Origin of the sequence: Amycolatopsis sp. NPDC052450 (assembly GCF_044547565.1) — a bacterium.
Lineage (GTDB): Bacteria > Actinomycetota > Actinomycetes > Mycobacteriales > Pseudonocardiaceae > Amycolatopsis.
Genome location: NZ_JBIUAQ010000001.1, coordinates 439,399 through 456,287 on the forward strand (window position 1 = coordinate 439,399; position 16,889 = coordinate 456,287).

General features: G+C 70.8%; 11 protein-coding genes. 7 read left to right on the plus strand and 4 right to left on the minus strand.

Annotation, left to right across the window (positions count from 1 at the left end; translation table 11 throughout):
- Positions 1-3: 3 nt before the first annotated feature.
- From ACIHAO_RS02165 to ACIHAO_RS02185, 5 genes are read left to right on the plus strand one after another with little or no spacing between them, the layout of a single operon-like run.
- Positions 4-1,473 (plus strand): TNT domain-containing protein, encoded by a 1,470-nt coding sequence (locus ACIHAO_RS02165; RefSeq protein WP_396554336.1) that lies wholly within the window; start codon positions 4-6, stop codon positions 1,471-1,473.
- A complete protein-coding gene (locus tag ACIHAO_RS02170; RefSeq protein WP_396554337.1) occupies positions 1,474-3,720 on the plus strand; it encodes an ADP-ribosylglycohydrolase family protein in 2,247 nt (748 codons plus the stop codon).
- A gap of 5 nt (positions 3,721-3,725) precedes the next feature.
- Entirely contained in the window at positions 3,726-5,765 is a 2,040-nt protein-coding gene (locus ACIHAO_RS02175; protein ID WP_396554338.1) for a YrhB domain-containing protein, read from the plus strand.
- Positions 5,766-5,769: 4 nt separating this feature from the next.
- Positions 5,770-6,897, plus strand: a complete 1,128-nt coding sequence (locus ACIHAO_RS02180; RefSeq protein ID WP_396554339.1) for an ADP-ribosylglycohydrolase family protein — start codon at positions 5,770-5,772, stop codon at positions 6,895-6,897.
- A gap of 40 nt (positions 6,898-6,937) precedes the next feature.
- Positions 6,938-8,863, plus strand: coding sequence for a TNT domain-containing protein (locus ACIHAO_RS02185; protein ID WP_396554340.1), 1,926 nt, complete (start codon positions 6,938-6,940; stop codon positions 8,861-8,863).
- Positions 8,864-8,888: 25 nt separating this feature from the next.
- Here ACIHAO_RS02185 and ACIHAO_RS02190 read toward each other — a convergent pair whose 3' ends face one another.
- The 4 genes from ACIHAO_RS02190 to ACIHAO_RS02205 all read right to left on the minus strand — a co-directional run bounded on the left by ACIHAO_RS02190 (position 8,889) and on the right by ACIHAO_RS02205 (position 13,568).
- Positions 8,889-9,875: an LLM class flavin-dependent oxidoreductase gene (locus ACIHAO_RS02190; RefSeq protein ID WP_396554341.1), complete on the minus strand. Its 987-nt coding sequence runs from the start codon at positions 9,873-9,875 to the stop codon at positions 8,889-8,891.
- Between the two features lie 19 nt (positions 9,876-9,894).
- A complete protein-coding gene (locus ACIHAO_RS02195) occupies positions 9,895-10,746 on the minus strand; it encodes a class I SAM-dependent methyltransferase (protein ID WP_396554342.1) in 852 nt (283 codons plus the stop codon).
- 16 nt (positions 10,747-10,762) lie between these two features.
- The gene (locus ACIHAO_RS02200; protein WP_396554343.1) at positions 10,763-12,070 is read right to left on the minus strand and encodes a sensor histidine kinase; all 1,308 of its coding nucleotides are present in this window, start codon (positions 12,068-12,070) and stop codon (positions 10,763-10,765) included.
- 79 nt (positions 12,071-12,149) lie between these two features.
- Complete coding sequence (locus tag ACIHAO_RS02205; protein ID WP_396554783.1) at positions 12,150-13,568, minus strand: CCA tRNA nucleotidyltransferase; 1,419 nt, start codon at positions 13,566-13,568, stop codon at positions 12,150-12,152.
- A 148-nt stretch (positions 13,569-13,716) separates the two neighbouring features.
- Between ACIHAO_RS02205 and ACIHAO_RS02210 the strand changes: the two genes are divergently transcribed.
- Together ACIHAO_RS02210 and ACIHAO_RS02215 are read left to right on the plus strand one after the other, a co-directional pair.
- Positions 13,717-14,241: an NUDIX hydrolase gene (locus ACIHAO_RS02210; protein WP_396554344.1), complete on the plus strand. Its 525-nt coding sequence runs from the start codon at positions 13,717-13,719 to the stop codon at positions 14,239-14,241.
- Complete coding sequence (locus ACIHAO_RS02215; protein WP_396554345.1) at positions 14,238-16,385, plus strand: DUF6049 family protein; 2,148 nt, start codon at positions 14,238-14,240, stop codon at positions 16,383-16,385. Before ACIHAO_RS02210 ends, ACIHAO_RS02215 begins: the two co-directional genes overlap by 4 nt.
- Positions 16,386-16,889: the final 504 nt, after the last annotated feature.

A 16,889-nucleotide genomic window follows, 5' to 3' on the forward strand; every position in this document is an offset into this window, starting at 1 on the left:
CACGTGGAACAACTGACTTCCGACCAGCAACGCGGGCTGCTGGTCGAGATCGGCAAGCTCATCCGCTCGGGTGTCGCCGACGCGGCGCGGCCGGCGGCCGCCGATTTCCGGCAGGCCGGCGAGCACACCGAACTCGAGGGCCACAATGTCGTGCCCGCCCCCGAGCTGAACGAGCTCTTCGGCAGGCTTCGCACCGGCATGTACGTCACCGGCCGAGGGACCTGGCTCCAGTCGCGGTTCACGCTCAAGCCCGACGGCACCTTCGACTTCGACTTCACCCTCGACGACGAACCGGCGTGGACCAGGACTCCGCCCGCTTCGGCGTACCCGGACGAGCTGGCCGCGTTCCCACGCGAGGACGAACACGTCCCGGACTGGTGGCGGTTGCGCGCGCAGCTGCCGTTGCGCGTCGAGTTCCGGCACGCCCGGATCGTCGACGCGTACACCGAGGGCGAGCCACCGGTGGTGGACAGACCGGAGCTCGACGAATCCGAAGCGCCGCTGGTCGCGCAGTACCTCGAGCGTGAACCGGCGATCCTCTCCGGCAGCGGTCTCGGCAAGGACATCTTCGATCCGGAGGCCGACGGCGACGTCCCGGAGAGCTACCACACCGACGGCACCTGGATCTGGCACGCGTCCGTGCCGCACTACCTGCGGAAATACGGGATCCCGCCGGAGCCGGAGCTGGTCGGGCACATTCGCGGCCAGCGGTTCCAGCCGCCGTACGTCGAACACCTCGTGCGGCGGACCGCGGAGGCGGATCTGCTCGGCAAACCGAGGCCGAAACCGGGCCGCTCCGACGTCAAAAAGACCGAAGGCGACATCGCCGCGGAGCTGGAGACGGCACCGAATCCGGCCCTGACCGACGAAGAGCTCCTGGTCGTGCTGGTCAGCAGGCTCGGCGAGCACGGCGTCTGGCCGGAGGCGTACCGCATCGGCGACCGCGCGGACGGCGCCTGGTGCCTCAACTTCACCGAGAAGGGCTGGGAAGTCGCGGCCTACTCGGGCGGCGACCCGGTGTCACCGAAGTACTTCGAGAAGCTCGACGACGCGGCTCACCAGCTTCTCGGCGCTCTCCTGCTGCATCCGGCGCGGATGACCGCCGGACACGAGACGCCTCTGGAGACGGCGAAGGAACTCGCCGATTGGCCGGTGCAGGCGGCGCCGGGTGAGCCTCCCCTCACCTTGCTCCGTAACAAGCGCGTCAGCCGGATGGTCGCCGGTACGGTCGTACTGCGGTTCGGCGAGGAAACCGGCAATCTGGTTCACCACGGAGGGGTACGGTTCGCCACGACGTCCCTGCCGCTGGAACGGGAGCGCGTCGGTGGGACCTACCGGCTGCGACGCCCGCTCCACGTGATCATCGGTGTCACCGTCCCTTGGGCGAACATGCCCGGCGGGGCGGTGGCCTACGTGCTCCCGAGGACCATCGCCGAGCACGTGTCCGACGGCAGCCTGGAGAGGATCGAGTAGGTGGAATCGGCGGAAGCGGTAGCCAAGGTCGAAGAGTGGCTGCGCGCGGTCCACGGTCCGGACGTGTCCGAACCGGGCGGCGCCGGCCTGCGCGTGAACCACGAGAAGGTCCTGCGCATCCCCGAGGGCTGGTCGGTCCCCTACAACACGATCGCCTTCCTCGACGAGGGTCACGCCGAGAAGGAGATCTTCCCGCCGCCGTCGGTGATCGTCCGTGAACCGGACGGTGAACTGCGTCAGGCGCATCCGCAGCCCGGCGGGCTCAGCGTCCCGGTCGTGTTCCCCGGCCAGGAGGCGTGGCGCGAGGTCGTCGACCCCGAGTACGCCAAGGCCGGACTGGGTGACCTCGGGGTTCCGCCCGCGGTCGTCGCGGGCTGGGTCCAGGTCAACGCGGACGGCGTCCAGACCGGGCAGGAGCGGGAGAATCCCGAGTACAAGGCCGGTCCGGTCCGCCGCGGCTACCCGAAGCCGGAGAACAGGCTCGAAACGCTGCTGTCGTTCGCCAGCGTCGGCTGGCTGACCAGGGAACAGCTGCTCATCGGGCTGCTGCGCTGCGAGGTCTACGTCCCGGTGGACCTGGCGTCGGGCAAGACGGAGCGGTTCTACTTCAACGAGGAACGCGCCGAACTGCGGGTGTTCAGCTCGACCAGGAACCTCCCGTCCCGCGAACACGGGTACTGGAAGGTCGACATCGCCACCCTCGCCGGGTACGAAAGCCCGCCGAACCTCGTGATCAACGGCGGCCCGGCGACGTTCGAGGACGTCAGCGGCGCCGAACTCGCCGAAACCGCCCAGCGGTTCCCGCGCCGGGGCCCGGGCGTCGACGTCTACGAGCGCTGCCCGGAAGCGGATCCGGAACTGGAGACCTTCGCCGCCGAAACCGCCACGAAGATGGGGCTGTCCGAACCGGTGAAGCCGCCGCTGGCCGCCGCCGAACGGGCGAGACGCCGCGGGTTCGAACTGAGCGCCGAGGAATGCCAGAAGACCGTCCTCGGCCAGTCGTGGCTGGCGCGGCTCAAGCAGCCGGAACCGCCGCGCGCCCGCCCGAACGACCTGCGGGCGAACGGGCTGGCGCCGGGTTACGACAACGAGGGGCAGATCCAGCCGCGTCTGGACACCTTCGGGAAGTACTTCGACCGAGACCGCTCCAGCTCGCGCTACGGCTGGCAACGCGTCACGGGCGCGTACGTGGGCTTCGCGCTCGGCGAGGCGCTCGGAGCGGCTGTCGACCGGATGCGGCTCGACGAAATCCACAACACCTACGGCCCGGACGGCGTCACCGAGCTGCCGGTCGCGTTCGACCTGCCCGGCCGGATCGGGCCGCTCACCCAGCGGCTGCTGTTCTACACCGAGGCCGTCATCCGCAGCCCGCATCGCGAGCAGCCGGAGAACCGCTCCGCCGAACATGCGCTCGGGACGGTCGCCCGCAACTCGCTGATGCGCTGGCTGCACACCCAGGGCGCGCCGCTGGAAAACGCCGACGGCTGGCTGGTGAAGGTGCCGGAACTGCGCGTCCGCCGGACCCCCGACGACGCCGAACTGAACGCCTACCACGCGCTGGCGACCATTTCCCCGACGGCGATGCCGATGAGCGGGCCGGACGCGCTGGTCGCGGCGCTGCCGGCGGCGATGACCGCGGCGGGACCGGGGACCGCCATGAGCGGCGGCGTCCGCCAGGCGGTGCGCGACCTCGTTTCGGTCACTCATCCGGGTGAGGTCGACGTCGAAGCGGCGACCTACCTGACGTGGCTGTTCGAACCCGCGCTGACCTCGGAGGCGTTCAGCTACCCGGTCTGGAACATCTCCCGCGAGATCTTCAGCGACCAGAACCCGCACCAGCGGGGGCCGGTCTGGACGGATCTGAAGGCGATGGTCGCGGAATCGGTGCCGTTCTTCGGCAAGCACGGTCTGCCCGATCTGCGGATCCCGGAGCTGATCGGCGACGGCAAGGGCACGCTTTCGGTGCTGGGACGCGCGTTCGCGGCGCTGTCCGGCTTCGAGAACTACCCGGAGCAGGCGCTGCTGCGGGCGGTCAACCACTCTGGCCGCAGCGCGATGACCGGCGCCATCGCCGGTGCGCTGCTCGGCGCCCGCACCGGCATCCCCGGTCTGCCGCAGAAGTGGATCGATCAGCTGGAACTGCGCTACCTGGTGGAGAACATCGCCACCGACGCGTTCTGGCATTTCGACCGCCATTCGGCGCTGCACGAGGTCGACGGCTGGGCCCAGCGGTATCCCCGCTGGTGAACGAAATGGGGACGATGAACGAAGAGGAAGCCGTCAGCCGGGTCGAGGAATGGCTGGCGGGCCGCGGCGGGGAGGGCACCGGCGCGTTGCGGGTGCGCCGCGACTACGTCGTGCGCGCGACCGGCGGCTGGAACGTCACCTACAACACCGTCGGCTGGCTCGACGGGACCGACCCCGGCATGGGCCTCTTTCCCAGCCCGGTCGCGTTCGTGCCGGACGACGGCGGTGAGATCCGGCTCGACCTGGAGCTGATGGCGGTTTCGGCGGCGGGCGGCGGCGACGACAGTGACGCCTTCACCCGGTGGGCGGAGGTCGCCGATCCCGAGTTCGATCCGGACGCGGTCCCCGGGCTGCCCGTCCCGAAGGCGGCGATCCTGCGCTGGGAGCAGCACACGCTCTACGGCGAGCCGACCGGCGCGGTCCGCGCGAACCCGGATCACCGGCCGGGGCCGCGGTTCTCCGGCCGCCCGGCACCGGAAAGCCCCGTCGAGACGCTGCTCGGCTATCTGCGCGTCGAGTGGATCACGCCGGAGGAGTTCGTCCACTGGATGCTCGACCTCGACGTACTGGCCCCGGCGAAGGACGGCCACCTCCAGGTCCGCGATTTCGGCGACGCGGGCGCGCGGTTCGTCGTCTACACCTCCGAGGCGCGGGTGCCGTCGGAGTACACGATGTGGCAGCGAGTCCAGCCCCGCGTGCTGCTGCGGCGGGCCAAGGACAACCCCGGCGTCGGCCTGCTGGTCAACCCGGGACGGCCGGAGACCTTCCACATCTACCCGGAGACGCTGCGGCAGGTCGCCGACCTCGAACTCCCGGCGGGAACCGAGCGGCCCGAGTCGGTCGGGCGCCCCGCCTACTTCAGCGGGGAGTACGACGGCGCCGCCGTCGCGAACCTGCGGAGTCTCGTCGACCAGGCTCGCGACAACGGCTACACCCTGAGCAGCGAAGAGCTCGCCCGCTACACGCGGGCCGCGACGCTGTCGTTCGAGCGCTCCCGGGCGAAGCACGACGGCCGTCCGCTGCCGGAGCTGCCCGAAGACCTGTTCGCCAACGGCCTGGTGACGCACTTTTACGACAACGGCGAACCTCGCCCGGTCGCCTGGACGTTCGGGAAGTTCTACAACCCGACGCTTCCCGTCGGCAGCTTCGCGTACCCCCGGCTTCTCGGCGCGTACGTCGGCTTCGCGCTCGGAGACGCGCTCGGCTCGGGCGCGGACCCCGCCGAAGGCCTGCCACTCGGCGGGCTGACCCGGCAGCTGCTGTTCCACACCGAATCGGTGATCCGCGGCCTGGACCCGACTCCGGACAAGCCCGAGATCCCGGCGTCGCTGCCCGCGGGCGGACGGCCGGACGGCTGGGTCGCCAAGGCCACCGAAGGCGCGGGCCCGCCCCCCGCCGAGTTCTCGGCGATGCTGGCGACCGCGCTCGCCGCGACGGTGACCGGCGGCGTGCAGGGTCCCGCCGACAGCGCGTTCTACGCGATGAAGGTGGTCCGCGAGCTGGTCGGTTCCGCGGCGGGCCACGAGGTCGTCCACGGCGCCGAGCTGCTGGTCAACCTGTTCCGCGCGCAGCTCGCGGCCCGTGACGGCCAACCGGCGGTCGCGAACTTCCTCGAGGGCTTCGACGAGTACAGCGGCGAGGTCGGCGACCTGGTCAAGACCGTGCTCGACCTCCGGAATGACGTTGACGGCACTGACGGCGATGACGTCGAACAGTTCGACAGCATCGGAGACGGCAGGACGCCGCTTTCGGTGCTCGGCAGGGCGTTGTTCGCCGCCGCCAAACGGGGCCACGACCCCGAGGCGGCGCTCGCCCTGGCCGCTCGTGGTGGCGCGGTGACCGGCGCGCTGACCGGGGCGATGGTGGGCGCCAGGCTCACCGTGCCCGGTCTGCCGAAGGCCTGGCTCGCCGCGTATCCCGGCCTCGGTGTCGTCGACGCCATGGCGGGCGACGCCTATTACTTCTTCAACCGCTTCGGCCTGCCCCGCGAACCCGAAGAGCGGCGACGCTGGGACGCGAACCGGTACCCACGAGGAGACAAGTAGAGAAATGCGCGAGTGGCTTCAGGATCCGGCGACCAGGTCGCGGCTGCGCGGCAGCCTGTACGCGGGGGCGCTCGGCGACGCGCTCGGCGCGAAGACCGAGTTCGACTCGATCGACCGTATCCGGGAGATCGCCGGTCCGGCCGGGATCACCGGCCTCATCCCCGCGTACGGCGGCCTCGGGCGGATCACCGACGACACCCAGATGACGCTGTTCACCGTGGAAGGCCTGATCAGGGCTCATTTCAGCGGCCGGAGGCAGCAGGGGACCTTTGCTACCGCGCACGGCACTGAACCTGTCGAACAGTCGCTCCAACTCGCCTACCAACGCTGGCTGCACACCCAGGGCGTCTCGTGGGAGCGGGCACGCGGCCCGGAGAACACGAGCCCGGAACCGGACGGCTGGCTGATCACGAACCGCGAGCTGTTCAGCCGTCGCGCGCCCGGCCTCACCTGCTTCAGCGAGCTGGAGGCGTACGGGAAGACGGGAGTGCGCGCCGGCATGGCCAAGCCGGTGAACAACTCGAAGGGCTGCGGCGGCATCATGCGCGCGGCCCCGGTCGCGCTGTGGTCGGACGACCTCGCCGAGGTGTTCCGGCTCGGCGCCGAGAGCGCGGCGCTGACGCACGGTCACCCGAGCGGGTATCTCTCGTCGGGTGCTTTCGCGGTGATCGTGCACGAACTGCTGCGCGGGAAACCGCTGCTCGGCGCCCTCGCGACCGCCCGTGCCGAACTGGAGAAGTACCCGGGGCACGAGGAGCAGAGCGTCGCGCTGGACCAGGCGCTCGCCCTGTCCGACGAAGGGGCTCCGACGCCGGAGAAGCTCGAGACGCTCGGGCAGGGGAACGTCGGCGAAACCGCGCTCTCCATGTCGGTCTACGTCGCGCTGACCACCACGGACCCGAACGTCGCGCTGCTCGCGTCGGTGAACCACAGCGGTGACAGCGACTCGACGGGATCGGTCTGCGGGAACCTCGTCGGCGCGATGTACGGCGAGGAAGAGCTGGAGACGAGCTGGCTCGTGGAGCTGGAGCTGAGCGAAGTGATCGGACAGCTGGCGGACGACGCGCTCGCGGAGTTCGGCGGGAACGCGCCGGGTGACGACCGGTGGTACGCCCGCTATCCGGCCCACTAGATTTACCTCCGGTTTGGGGAACTTGGGGAGGGGACACATCGTGCGTTACCGGGTACAAGCGGCGGAGCGGCCGGATGGCCTGTACGCCGTCTGGGGGGACACCGTCTTCGCGGCCCAGCGGTCGACCGAAGACGGCACACTGCTGCTCATCGCGCCGCCGGGGGAAGCGGCGCCTGAGGGGTTCGATCGCGACTGGAACGGGCGGCCCGCCCGCGTGGTGCTGAACGGCGAGGCAGGCGCGACCTTCAGTCTCCAGTCGTACGGCCGGTTCGACGACGAGCACTTCCAGATCGCGCCCAGCACCGGCGGCGGCGACCTGACCTTGCGCTGGGCGGGCGAGGACGCGGCCCGCGCGGCGGAGCTGGGGCTGACGGACTTCTCGACCACGGCCGCGCCGTCGCGGCTGACGGCGTTGTGGCAGACCAGGCACGACTTCGCCGAGACGCCGGAAGCCCGGCCGGAGCCCGGAACGGGTGACCAGGCCGCGCTGTTGCGCGCCATCGGCCGGACCCTGCTGCGGGTGCTGCCGCCGGGCTGGCAGCGGGTCGGCGCCCAGTTCCGGCAGGTCGGCGACTACTCCGAACTCGAGGTCCGCTCGGTCGGCGACGAGGGCAACGGCCCGGTGTCGGTGTCGATCGCGGCCCCGCCGGAGCTCGGTTCGCTGTTCGCGCGGTTGCGCGCGGCGATGAACCAGCCCGAGACCGGCACCTGGTTCCAGGGCACCTTCACGCTGGACTCGGAGTCGCATTTCGACTTCGACTTCGACGCCGAGCAGGAACCCACGTGGCGGCTGGCGCCGAACGAGGGCGGGAAGCCGTCGCCGCGCGCGTACGCGACCGAACTCGCGATCTTCCCGCGCGACAAGAAGCACGTCCCGGCCTGGCTCTCCGCCAAAGCGGGCCTGCCGCTGGACGTGGTGTTCCGGCACGCGAAGGTCGTCGACGCGCACAACGAGGGCGAACGGCCGGTCGTCAACCGGCCGCCGGTGCCGCCGGAGATGATGCGCGGCGTTCTGGACTACCTCTTCCGCTCGCCGGTGGCGCTGACCCGGCCGGGTCCGCAGCCGGACATCTTCACCCCGAACGGCCCGCCGGACGTGCCGAACGCCTTCCACACCGACGGCGTCTGGATCTGGCCCGCGGCCGTGCCGCACTACCTGCGGAAATACGGCGTGCCGCCCGAGCCGGAGCTGGTCGAGCACATCCGGGCCGCCGCCTTCCGGCCGCCGCTGGTCGGCGAGCTGGTGCGGGCGACCGCGGAGGCGGAGATCGTCGGCAAGCCGCGGCCGCCGCAGACCGCCGCGGACCTGCCGGACGAAAGCATCCGCACCCGCGTCGAACGCGACGGCGAACCGGCCCGCGACATCCGGGCCGTCGAGGTGCTGGACGTCCTGTACCAGCGTCTGGCCGAACACGGCGTCGCGCCGACGTCGTACCGGATCGGCGCGAACGCGGTCCCGGAGCCGGGACTGTGGACGTTGCGCCGCACCGAGAGCGGCTGGGAGGTCTCGCGTCCGCCGACGGACGAGCCGGTGGCGTTCGCCAAACTCGAAGAGGCGGCGCGGTTCTTCCTCGGCACCCTGCTGCTGTACCCGGCACGGGCAACGATCGGCGCGAACGAGGAGGCAGACAACCCCGCCGACTGGCCGATCCTGCCGCTGCGCGGCGAACCGCCGCTGAACTTCTTCCGCCGCAAGCGGATCGTCGTCCTGCCGGCGGGCACCACGGTGCAGCGGTTCGGGAACGAGACCGGCAACCTCGTGCACGCCGAAGCGGCGCGGTTCATCGAGACGTCGCTGGCCGCGGACCGCGAACGCGAGCGCCGCCTGTACCGCGTCCTGCGGCCGCTGCGCGTGGTCACCGGCATCACCGCGCCGTGGAACGGGACGCCGGGCGGGGCCGTGGCCTATGTTCTGCCGCGGCCGCTCGCCCAGCACCTCGAAACCGGCGCGCTCTCTCGCGTTTAGTCCTCTGAATGCGGGTTCTCGGAGGCTAAATCGACTTGGCGACCAACTCGTAGGACCGGGCCCGCGCCGCCGGGTCGTACACCGGTGTCGTCAGCATCAGCTCGTCGGCACCGGTGGCCGCGGCGAGGTCCTTCAGCGACCGCACCACCTTTTCCGGCCCGCCGTGTGCCTGCACGGCGGTGAACTGTGCGACCAGCTCGGCCGATTCCGGCGCGATCTCGTGCGCGGCCGCCTGTTCCGGGGTCGGGAAGGCGAGGTCGCCGCCTTCGCCCTTGAGCAGGTACGACTTGATCACCGCGCACGGTCCGGCGAGACGGGCCGCTTCCGCGTCGGTGTCCGCGCAGATCGTCTCGACGCAGAGGATCACGTACGGCTTTTCGCGCCACCGTGACGGCTTGAAATTCGCGCGATAGGCCTGCAGCACCTCGGCCGTGTGCTGCGGACGGATGTGATGCGCGACCGCGATCGGCAAGCCGAGTTCGGCCGCGAGCGAGGCACCGGCCGCGCTGGAACACAGCAGCCACGGTTGCGGCGTCGGCACCTCTCCCGGCAGCACGCGGATCCCGCTCTCCCCGGCCAGATGATCCAGCAACTCGGCGACGTCGGCGCGGTACTCGTCGTCCGTCGCCGGGTCCGCGCCCCGTCGCAGCGCGCGGATGATCTTCTCGTCGAACGTGCCGGGGCCGCGCCCGACGCCGAGGTCGATCCGGCCGGGGTTCAACGCCGAAAGCGTCGCGAACTGCTCGGCGATCGCGAGCGGGGCGTGGTTCGGCGCCATCACCCCGCCGGAACCGATCCGGATCGACGACGTCACCGCGGCGAGCTGCGCGGCCAGCACCGGCGGCGAGGACGTCGCGATGGCGGGCGAGCCGTGATGTTCCGCGATCCAGACGCGGTGATACCCCAGTTCCTCCAGTTTTCCGGTGACGTCGACCGTCGACGCGAGTACTTCGGTGGCCGCGCGGCCGTCCTCGACGATGGCGAGTTCGAGCGCGGAAAGCAGGATCCCCATTCCCCCAACGTAGCCAAACTCAGGAAGCGGTGATGAGCACCGCGGGCGACCACCAGTAGTCCGCCAGCGGCTCGATCCGGATGCCGGTGAAGCCCGCTTCCTTCAGCTGCGAAGCCCAGTCGGTGGCGGGCTGCTCCCAGTTCGTTCGGTCCGCCCCAGGTCTGACCAGGCCGAGCAGGATCGGCAGCAGGAACCCTTGCGCCACCAGCGACGCGTCCTTGCCGTACTCCGAGATCCCGCGTTCGTAGCGGATGACCAGGGAGAGCAGGTATTCGGCGGAGTCTTCGTCGTACTCGGGCACGTCGAACTCGGCCAGCACCAGGCAGGCGGTGCGCGGCCGGAGCGCACGGAGGACCTCGGTGCGCTCGGCGGTCGGGATCGACTGGAGCGCGAACGTCGACTGCGTCAGCTGCCACTGCCGGTCGTGGTCGCGGGCGAGGAACTCCTGCGCGGTGGCGTCCCAGGTGTGCAGGCCGTGGATGCCGCCGAGGTGCTTGCGCGTTTCCGCGAGCAGCGCGCTCGACGGTTCGACCAGGTCGATGCGGCCCGGCTGCCGGTCCGCCTGTTCGAGGGCGGGGACGACGGCGAGCCCGTCGCCGCAGCCGAGGTCGAGCAGGGAGCCGACGCTGCCGTAGCGCCGGGCGAGCATGGCGCTGAGCACGCGGTAGAGCTTGACGTTCCCGCCGCCGCGGATGAACGCCGTGAACGCGGCGGGCTGGTCGTACACCCCTCCGCCGCCGCCCTCGGTCAGGTACCGGTGCAGTTCGCGGCCGAGCGTGGATCCGGCGCGCTCGGCGAGGTCCGCTGCCTTGGCCCGGTCACCGTCGCGGTACGCGGTGAGCGCTTCGGCCAGGACGTCCGTTTTCTTCATGTTCTCCTGTTTACCGTCAGAACGGCACCCAAAGGGTGACTCTGGTGCCATTGCCCGGAGCCGACTCCACCCTCGCGGTCCCGCCGACCTCGTTCAGCCGGGCGGTGATGGACTCGCTGATCCCGAATCCGGCGGGCCGGGAGTCGATGCTGAACCCGGCACCGTGATCGCGGGTGATCACCGTGACGCCGCCTTCCCGCTCCTCGACGCGCACGACGACCTGGTCCGTCCCGGCGTGTTTGAGGGTGTTGCGCAGGGACTCGCGGACGGCGTCGCGGATGGCGATCTGCCGGACCTCCGAAAGCGTGTCGTCGTCGAGTTCGGCGATCACGAGCTGGGCGCGGAGGCCGTCGCGCGCCATCTCCGCCGCCAGCGACGCGAGCTTCTCGCCCAGCGGCCGCGACCCGGCCTCCGAACGTTGCGAAGCCTCGTTCTCGATCGTCCGCCGCAGTTCCATCGACTGAGCCCGCGCCAGCCGCTGCACCTCCGCGAGTCGCGCGGCCGCGTCGCCCTTGTCGGCCAGCGCGATCGCTTCGAGGGTCTGCAGCACCGAGTCGTGCAGCATCCGGTGCTGGCGGGCGCGTTCGGCGATCCGGCCGTTGCGGATGCCGTACGCGAGGGCGAGCCGGGTGCCGAGCCCGATCAGGACGAGGGCGCCGCTCGCGGTGAAGAGCACGCCGAGGATCGACGGGAAGGTGGCCATCGCGTCGCCGGGCGCGGCGCGGCCGGTGCCGAACAGGGACGCGAGCATCCGCACCGGGAAGCTGACGAGGGCGAGCGCCGCGGCGGCGGGCATCCCCAGCGCCAGCGCCAGCAACGCGACCTCGCCGAGCAGGTGTTTGCCGGGCACCGCCATCGCCTCGGTGAAGACCGAAGCCGGCACCAGCGCCCCCACCGCGAGCGGCGCGAGCAGCGTGAACACGAGGTCGAGCGCCAGCAGGCGGACGGCGTGCTGCGGGCGGAACGGCGCCGAGCGCAGCATCCACCGGATCCCGTACAGCGAGAGCGCGGCCGACCCGAGTGCCACCAGCCCGACCGGGCCGATCCCGATCATGCCGTGCGTGGAGACGTAGACGCCGAACGCGCCGGGCACCGCGAAGAGCCGGTAGACCAACGGGACGAGGGCGACATACCGGGCGGCTCTGAGCAACAGGTTGTCGCGATGCGCCGTGTCGATCGGACCGGACATCTGCTGGATCCGCCGGAGCGCGCGCATCGGTGTCGGGTCGCCGACCTCGTCGGACAGCTCGCTCGTCGCCGTGGCCAGCGCGGGCGCGCCGCGACGCAGCAACGTCACCAGAAAACTGGGCGGCCGCTTCGCCATGGATCTTCCCCCTGCCCGGAGCACCGGCAGGAGTATCTCCGTTTACGCCGGATGGATCCAGAGGCCAACGGGGGTCATCTCAGCCGATACCGTTCTCGGCGGCCCATTTCTTCAACTCGGCGACCGCTTCGTCGTGTTCCAGCGGGCCGCGGTCGAGCCGCAGTTCCTTCAGATGCTTCCACGCCTTGCCGACGTCGGGCCCCGGCTTGAGGTCGAGGATCCGCATGATCTCTTCGCCGTTGAGGTCGGGCCGGACCCGGTCGAGGTCCTCCTGCGCCTGGATCGTTTCGATCCGCCGCTCGAGGTCGTCGTAGGTCGCCTGCAGCGCGGCCGCCTTCTTGCGGTTGCGCGTGGTGCAGTCGGCGCGCACCAGCTTGTGCAGCCGGGGCAGGAGATCGCCGGCGTCGGTGACGTAGCGCCGCACCGCCGAATCGGTCCATTCACCCTTGCCGTAGCCGTGGAACCGCAGGTGCAGGAACACGAGCTGGCTGACGTCCTCGACGATCTCCTTCGAGAACTTCAGGGCACGCAAACGCTTGCGGGCCATCTTCGCGCCGACGACCTCGTGATGGTGGAAGCTCACCCCGCCGCCGGGCTGGAACTCACGCGTCGCGGGCTTCCCGACGTCGTGCAGGAGCGCTGCGAGCCGCAGGATCAGGTCCGGCTCCGACGTCGGCTCGTGGGTCTTCTCCAGGTCGATCGCCTGCGCGAGCACGGTCAGCGAGTGCTGGTAGACGTCCTTGTGCTGGTGGTGCTCGTCGATCGCCAGCCGCATGCCGGGCACCTCGGGCAGCACCCGGTCGGCGAGGCGGGTGTCGACCAGCAGCTCGATTCCGGGCCGGGGGTCGTCCGCGAGCAGCAGCTTCGACAGCTCGGCCTGGACACGCTCGGCGGTGATCCGGTCGATCTCGTCGGCCATCGACGTCATCGCGTCGATCACCCGCGGCGCCGCGGTGAACCCGAGTTGCGCGGCGAACCGCGCGGCCCGCAGCATGCGCAGCGGGTCGTCGGCGAAGGACTCCTGCGGGGTCGCCGGCGTGTCGAGCACCTGGTCCTGGAGCGCCTGGAGCCCGTCGTACGGGTCGACGAAGGTCTTGTTCGCCAGGTCGATCGCCATCGCGTTGACCGTGAAGTCGCGGCGAAGCAGATCTCCCTCGATGCTGTCGCCGAAGGTGACCTCGGGATTGCGGCCGACGCGGTCGTAGCTGTCGGCGCGGAACGTGGTGATCTCCAGCGTCATGCCCTGTTTGGTCACGCCGACCGTGCCGAACGCGATACCGACGTCCCAGACCGCGTCGCCCCAGGCGCTGACGATCTTGAGCACCTGGTCCGGCCGGGCGTCGGTGGTGAAGTCGAGGTCGTTCGACAGCCTGCGGAGCATCATGTCGCGGACGCTGCCACCGACGAGGTACAGGCTGTGCCCCGCCTTCGCGAAGAGCTTCGCGAGCTCGTCCGCCAACGGGGAGATGCGCATCAGCTCGGTCACGGCGTTCTGCATCGCAGTGCTCTTCCCCGCAATCGCCTGCCCGGCGACCACCTTGTTCACGACAATCCCACCACGATTTGGATGTACTTACTACGGCCGGGCCCAACACGGGCACGGTGAGCCAGCGTACCCGTACCGCCGTTTGCTCTAGCATCGCAGCATGTCTGGATCAGCCGGCCGCTCCGGCGCTTCGAAGCCGGGCCGCCGGCGGAGGCGCAGGCGGGGAAGGCGGCTGACGACGGTCGACGAAACCTCGGCCGGCGGACTCGTCGTCGACGCCGAACGGCTGAACGCCGCCCTGATCGGGCGGCTCGACCGGCACGGCAGACTGCTGTGGTCGCTGCCGAAGGGCCACATCGAGGACGGTGAGACGGTGGAGCAGACAGCGGTGCGCGAGGTGAAGGAAGAGACCGGCATCTCCGCGCAGGTCCTCCAGCCGCTCGGCACCATCGACTACTGGTTCGTGGCCGAACGACGGCGGGTGCACAAGACAGTGCACCATTTCATCCTGGAATCCACCGGCGGCGAACTTTCGGACGAGGATGTCGAGGTGACCGAAGTCGCCTGGGTGCCGCTCGCCGAGCTGGAGACCAAACTCGCCTACTCCGACGAGCGCAAGCTGGTCCGGAAGGCCAAAGAACTCTTCGCGCAGCAACAGCACACCGCCGAGGGAGCACCTGAGTGAAGCGGCTTGCCGCCACTGTCCTGTCGATCCTGTTCCTGGCCTTCTCCGCGTTGCCCGTCGCGGTCGCGCAGGCCCAGGAACAGCCCCGGCTGCGTGTGGACCTCGACGAGTTGAACCCCCGCGTGGTCTCCACGACGTCGACTTCACTCACCGTCACCGGCCGCGTCACCAACGTCGGCGACCGGAAGATCAGCAAGCTGGGCGTCCGGCTGCAACTCGGCACCCGGTTGCAGACCGAGCAGCAGATCGGCGACGTCCTCGCGGGCGACAAGTTCAAGGACCTCGCGGCGACGGAGTTCGTCGACCTCGTGCCGGACACCCTGGAGCCGGGTCAGAGCGCCGCACTGAACCTCGCCGTCCCGCTCGGCCAGTCCTCGAAGCTCCAGTTCCCGAAGACCGGCGTGTACCCGCTGCTGGTCAACGTCAACGGCACCCCCGATTTCGGCGGACCGGAACGGCTGGCGGCGGTCACCCTGCTGATGCCGGTGCTCGGCATCCCCGGCAAGGCACCAGCGTCGCGGCCACCATCGGCGCCGTCGGCGAGCCTGCTGTGGCCGATCGCGAACAGCACCGTGCACGTCGTCTCGTCCCCGCTCGGCGGCCCGCTGACCGTGGCGGACGAGCGGCTCGCGGACGAACTGGCCCCCGGCGGACGGCTGGACGCGCTGGTCGCGGCGGCACGCGCGGCCGAGGCGGACACGAAGGTCTCGTCGTCGCTGTGCCTGGCCATCGACCCCGACCTGGTCGCGACCGTGGACGGGATGACCCGCGGCTACCAGGTCGCCACCGGCGGCGGCCCCGTCCCCGGCAAGGGCGTCGACACCGCGAAGAACTGGCTCGGCCAGCTGAAGGCGCTGGTCGCGGGCCGCTGCGTGGTCACCCTCCCGTTCGCCGACGCCGACCTCACCGCGCTGACGAAGGTCCGTGCCGGTGACGCCACCGACACCGCGCTCCTGGCCAGTGCGGTCGGCGGCGCGGCGACGATCAAGAACCTGCTCGGCATCCAGCCGCAGGACGGCGTGCTCTGGCCGGGCGGCGCCCTCGACGCGCAGACCGTCGAAGCGATCGGCAAGGCCGGCGTCAAAACCGTGCTGACCGATTCGGGCAAGCTCCAGTCCGATTCACCCCTTTCGGGCATGGTCGCCCTCGAAGGCACGGACCTGCGCGCGCAGCCGATCGACGCGCTGATCACGTCCGCGCTGAACGGCTCGGAATCCACCCAGAACGGGCTCGGCGCCATCGCCTTCCGTGCCGGGCTCGGCGGGCAGACCGGGCAGGAGCGTGCGCAGCTGCTGATCGCACCGCCGCGGCACTGGGCCGCGACCGGCACCGAACTCACCACGTTCCTGGAGCGGATGGGCGACTTCTACGCCGCGGGCCTCATCAAGTCGTCGCCGCTGACCGGCCTGCTCGGCGAGAGCCCTTCCGGGACGGCGTCGGTCAACTACGACCCGCAGGATCTGACGGCCGCCACCAGCGGCGACGTCACCGCGAAGATGTCCCAGATCGACAACGAGACGCTGGGCCTGTCGTCGGCGATGACGATGGATGCCACCAAACGGGTGAATCCGGCCGACGTGATCGCCCCGGTCCGGCTCGCGCTCATCCGGGCCGCCTCGACGTCGTGGCGTGGCGCGGACGCCGCGACCGTCACCGGCAACGCCCGCGGTGATCTCGACGCGATCCGCGGCCAGGTCACCGTGGAGCGGCCGAAGCAGACGATCGCGCTGGCTTCCGGCGCGTCGCCGCTGCCCGCGTACATCACCAACGGCCTGCCGGTCGGCATCAACGTCCGCACCGTGCTGAAGAACAACGTCGGCCTGCGCCCCACCGAAGCGGTCCCGGAGCGGACCGTCCCGGCCAACGGCGCCGTCAACCAGCTGCTCCCGGTCGAGGCGCTCCGGGCGGGCCGGTTCAGCGTCGACGTGTCCCTGACCACGCCCGACGGGACCAGGCTCGGCACCGACGCGCGATTCGAGCTGACCTCCACGGAGTACGGCGCGATCACCATCATCATCACGATCACCGCGGCAGGCGCGTTGCTGCTGCTTTCGTCCCGCCGGATCTACCGGAGGATCAAGGACTCGCGAGCCGATCCGGCCGGCGAACCCACCCCTCGTGTGACCGAGGACGCACAGGTTTAAGTGTTTCAGGGCGTTGCCGATTACCCTGGGTCGAACGATGCCACCGGGCATCAGGTAGTCGAGCACCGAGGATTGGGCACGCGTTGGAAAGAGAGCCGGGTGTACCGCCCGAGCGTGCAGGCCGTCCCCGGCGCGAAGGTACTCCGCCCCCGCCCCGCCGCACCGATGGTCCGGCACGACGTCCCGAACGTCGTCCACCGCCCCCGCAGCAGCTCCCGCCCGAACGCGGTGAGCGCCCGCGGCGGGCGGTGCCGCCGCCACCTCCTCAGCAGCCGCCGCCCCCGCCTCAGCAGCCACCGCCCGACGGCAGGCGTCAGCGGGTCGCGGGCCGCCCCGACGACGAGACACGGCGGCTGAGGCCACCCCAGAACCCACCGCCGGCGCAGGCACCGCCGCGGAAGGTGCCCCCCGTGCAGGGGACACCGCCTCCGCCGACCCGGCGTCAGCCGGTTCCGCCGCCGCAGGGGCCGCCGCTGCCGCAGCCTGCCCCGTCGACGCCGAAGC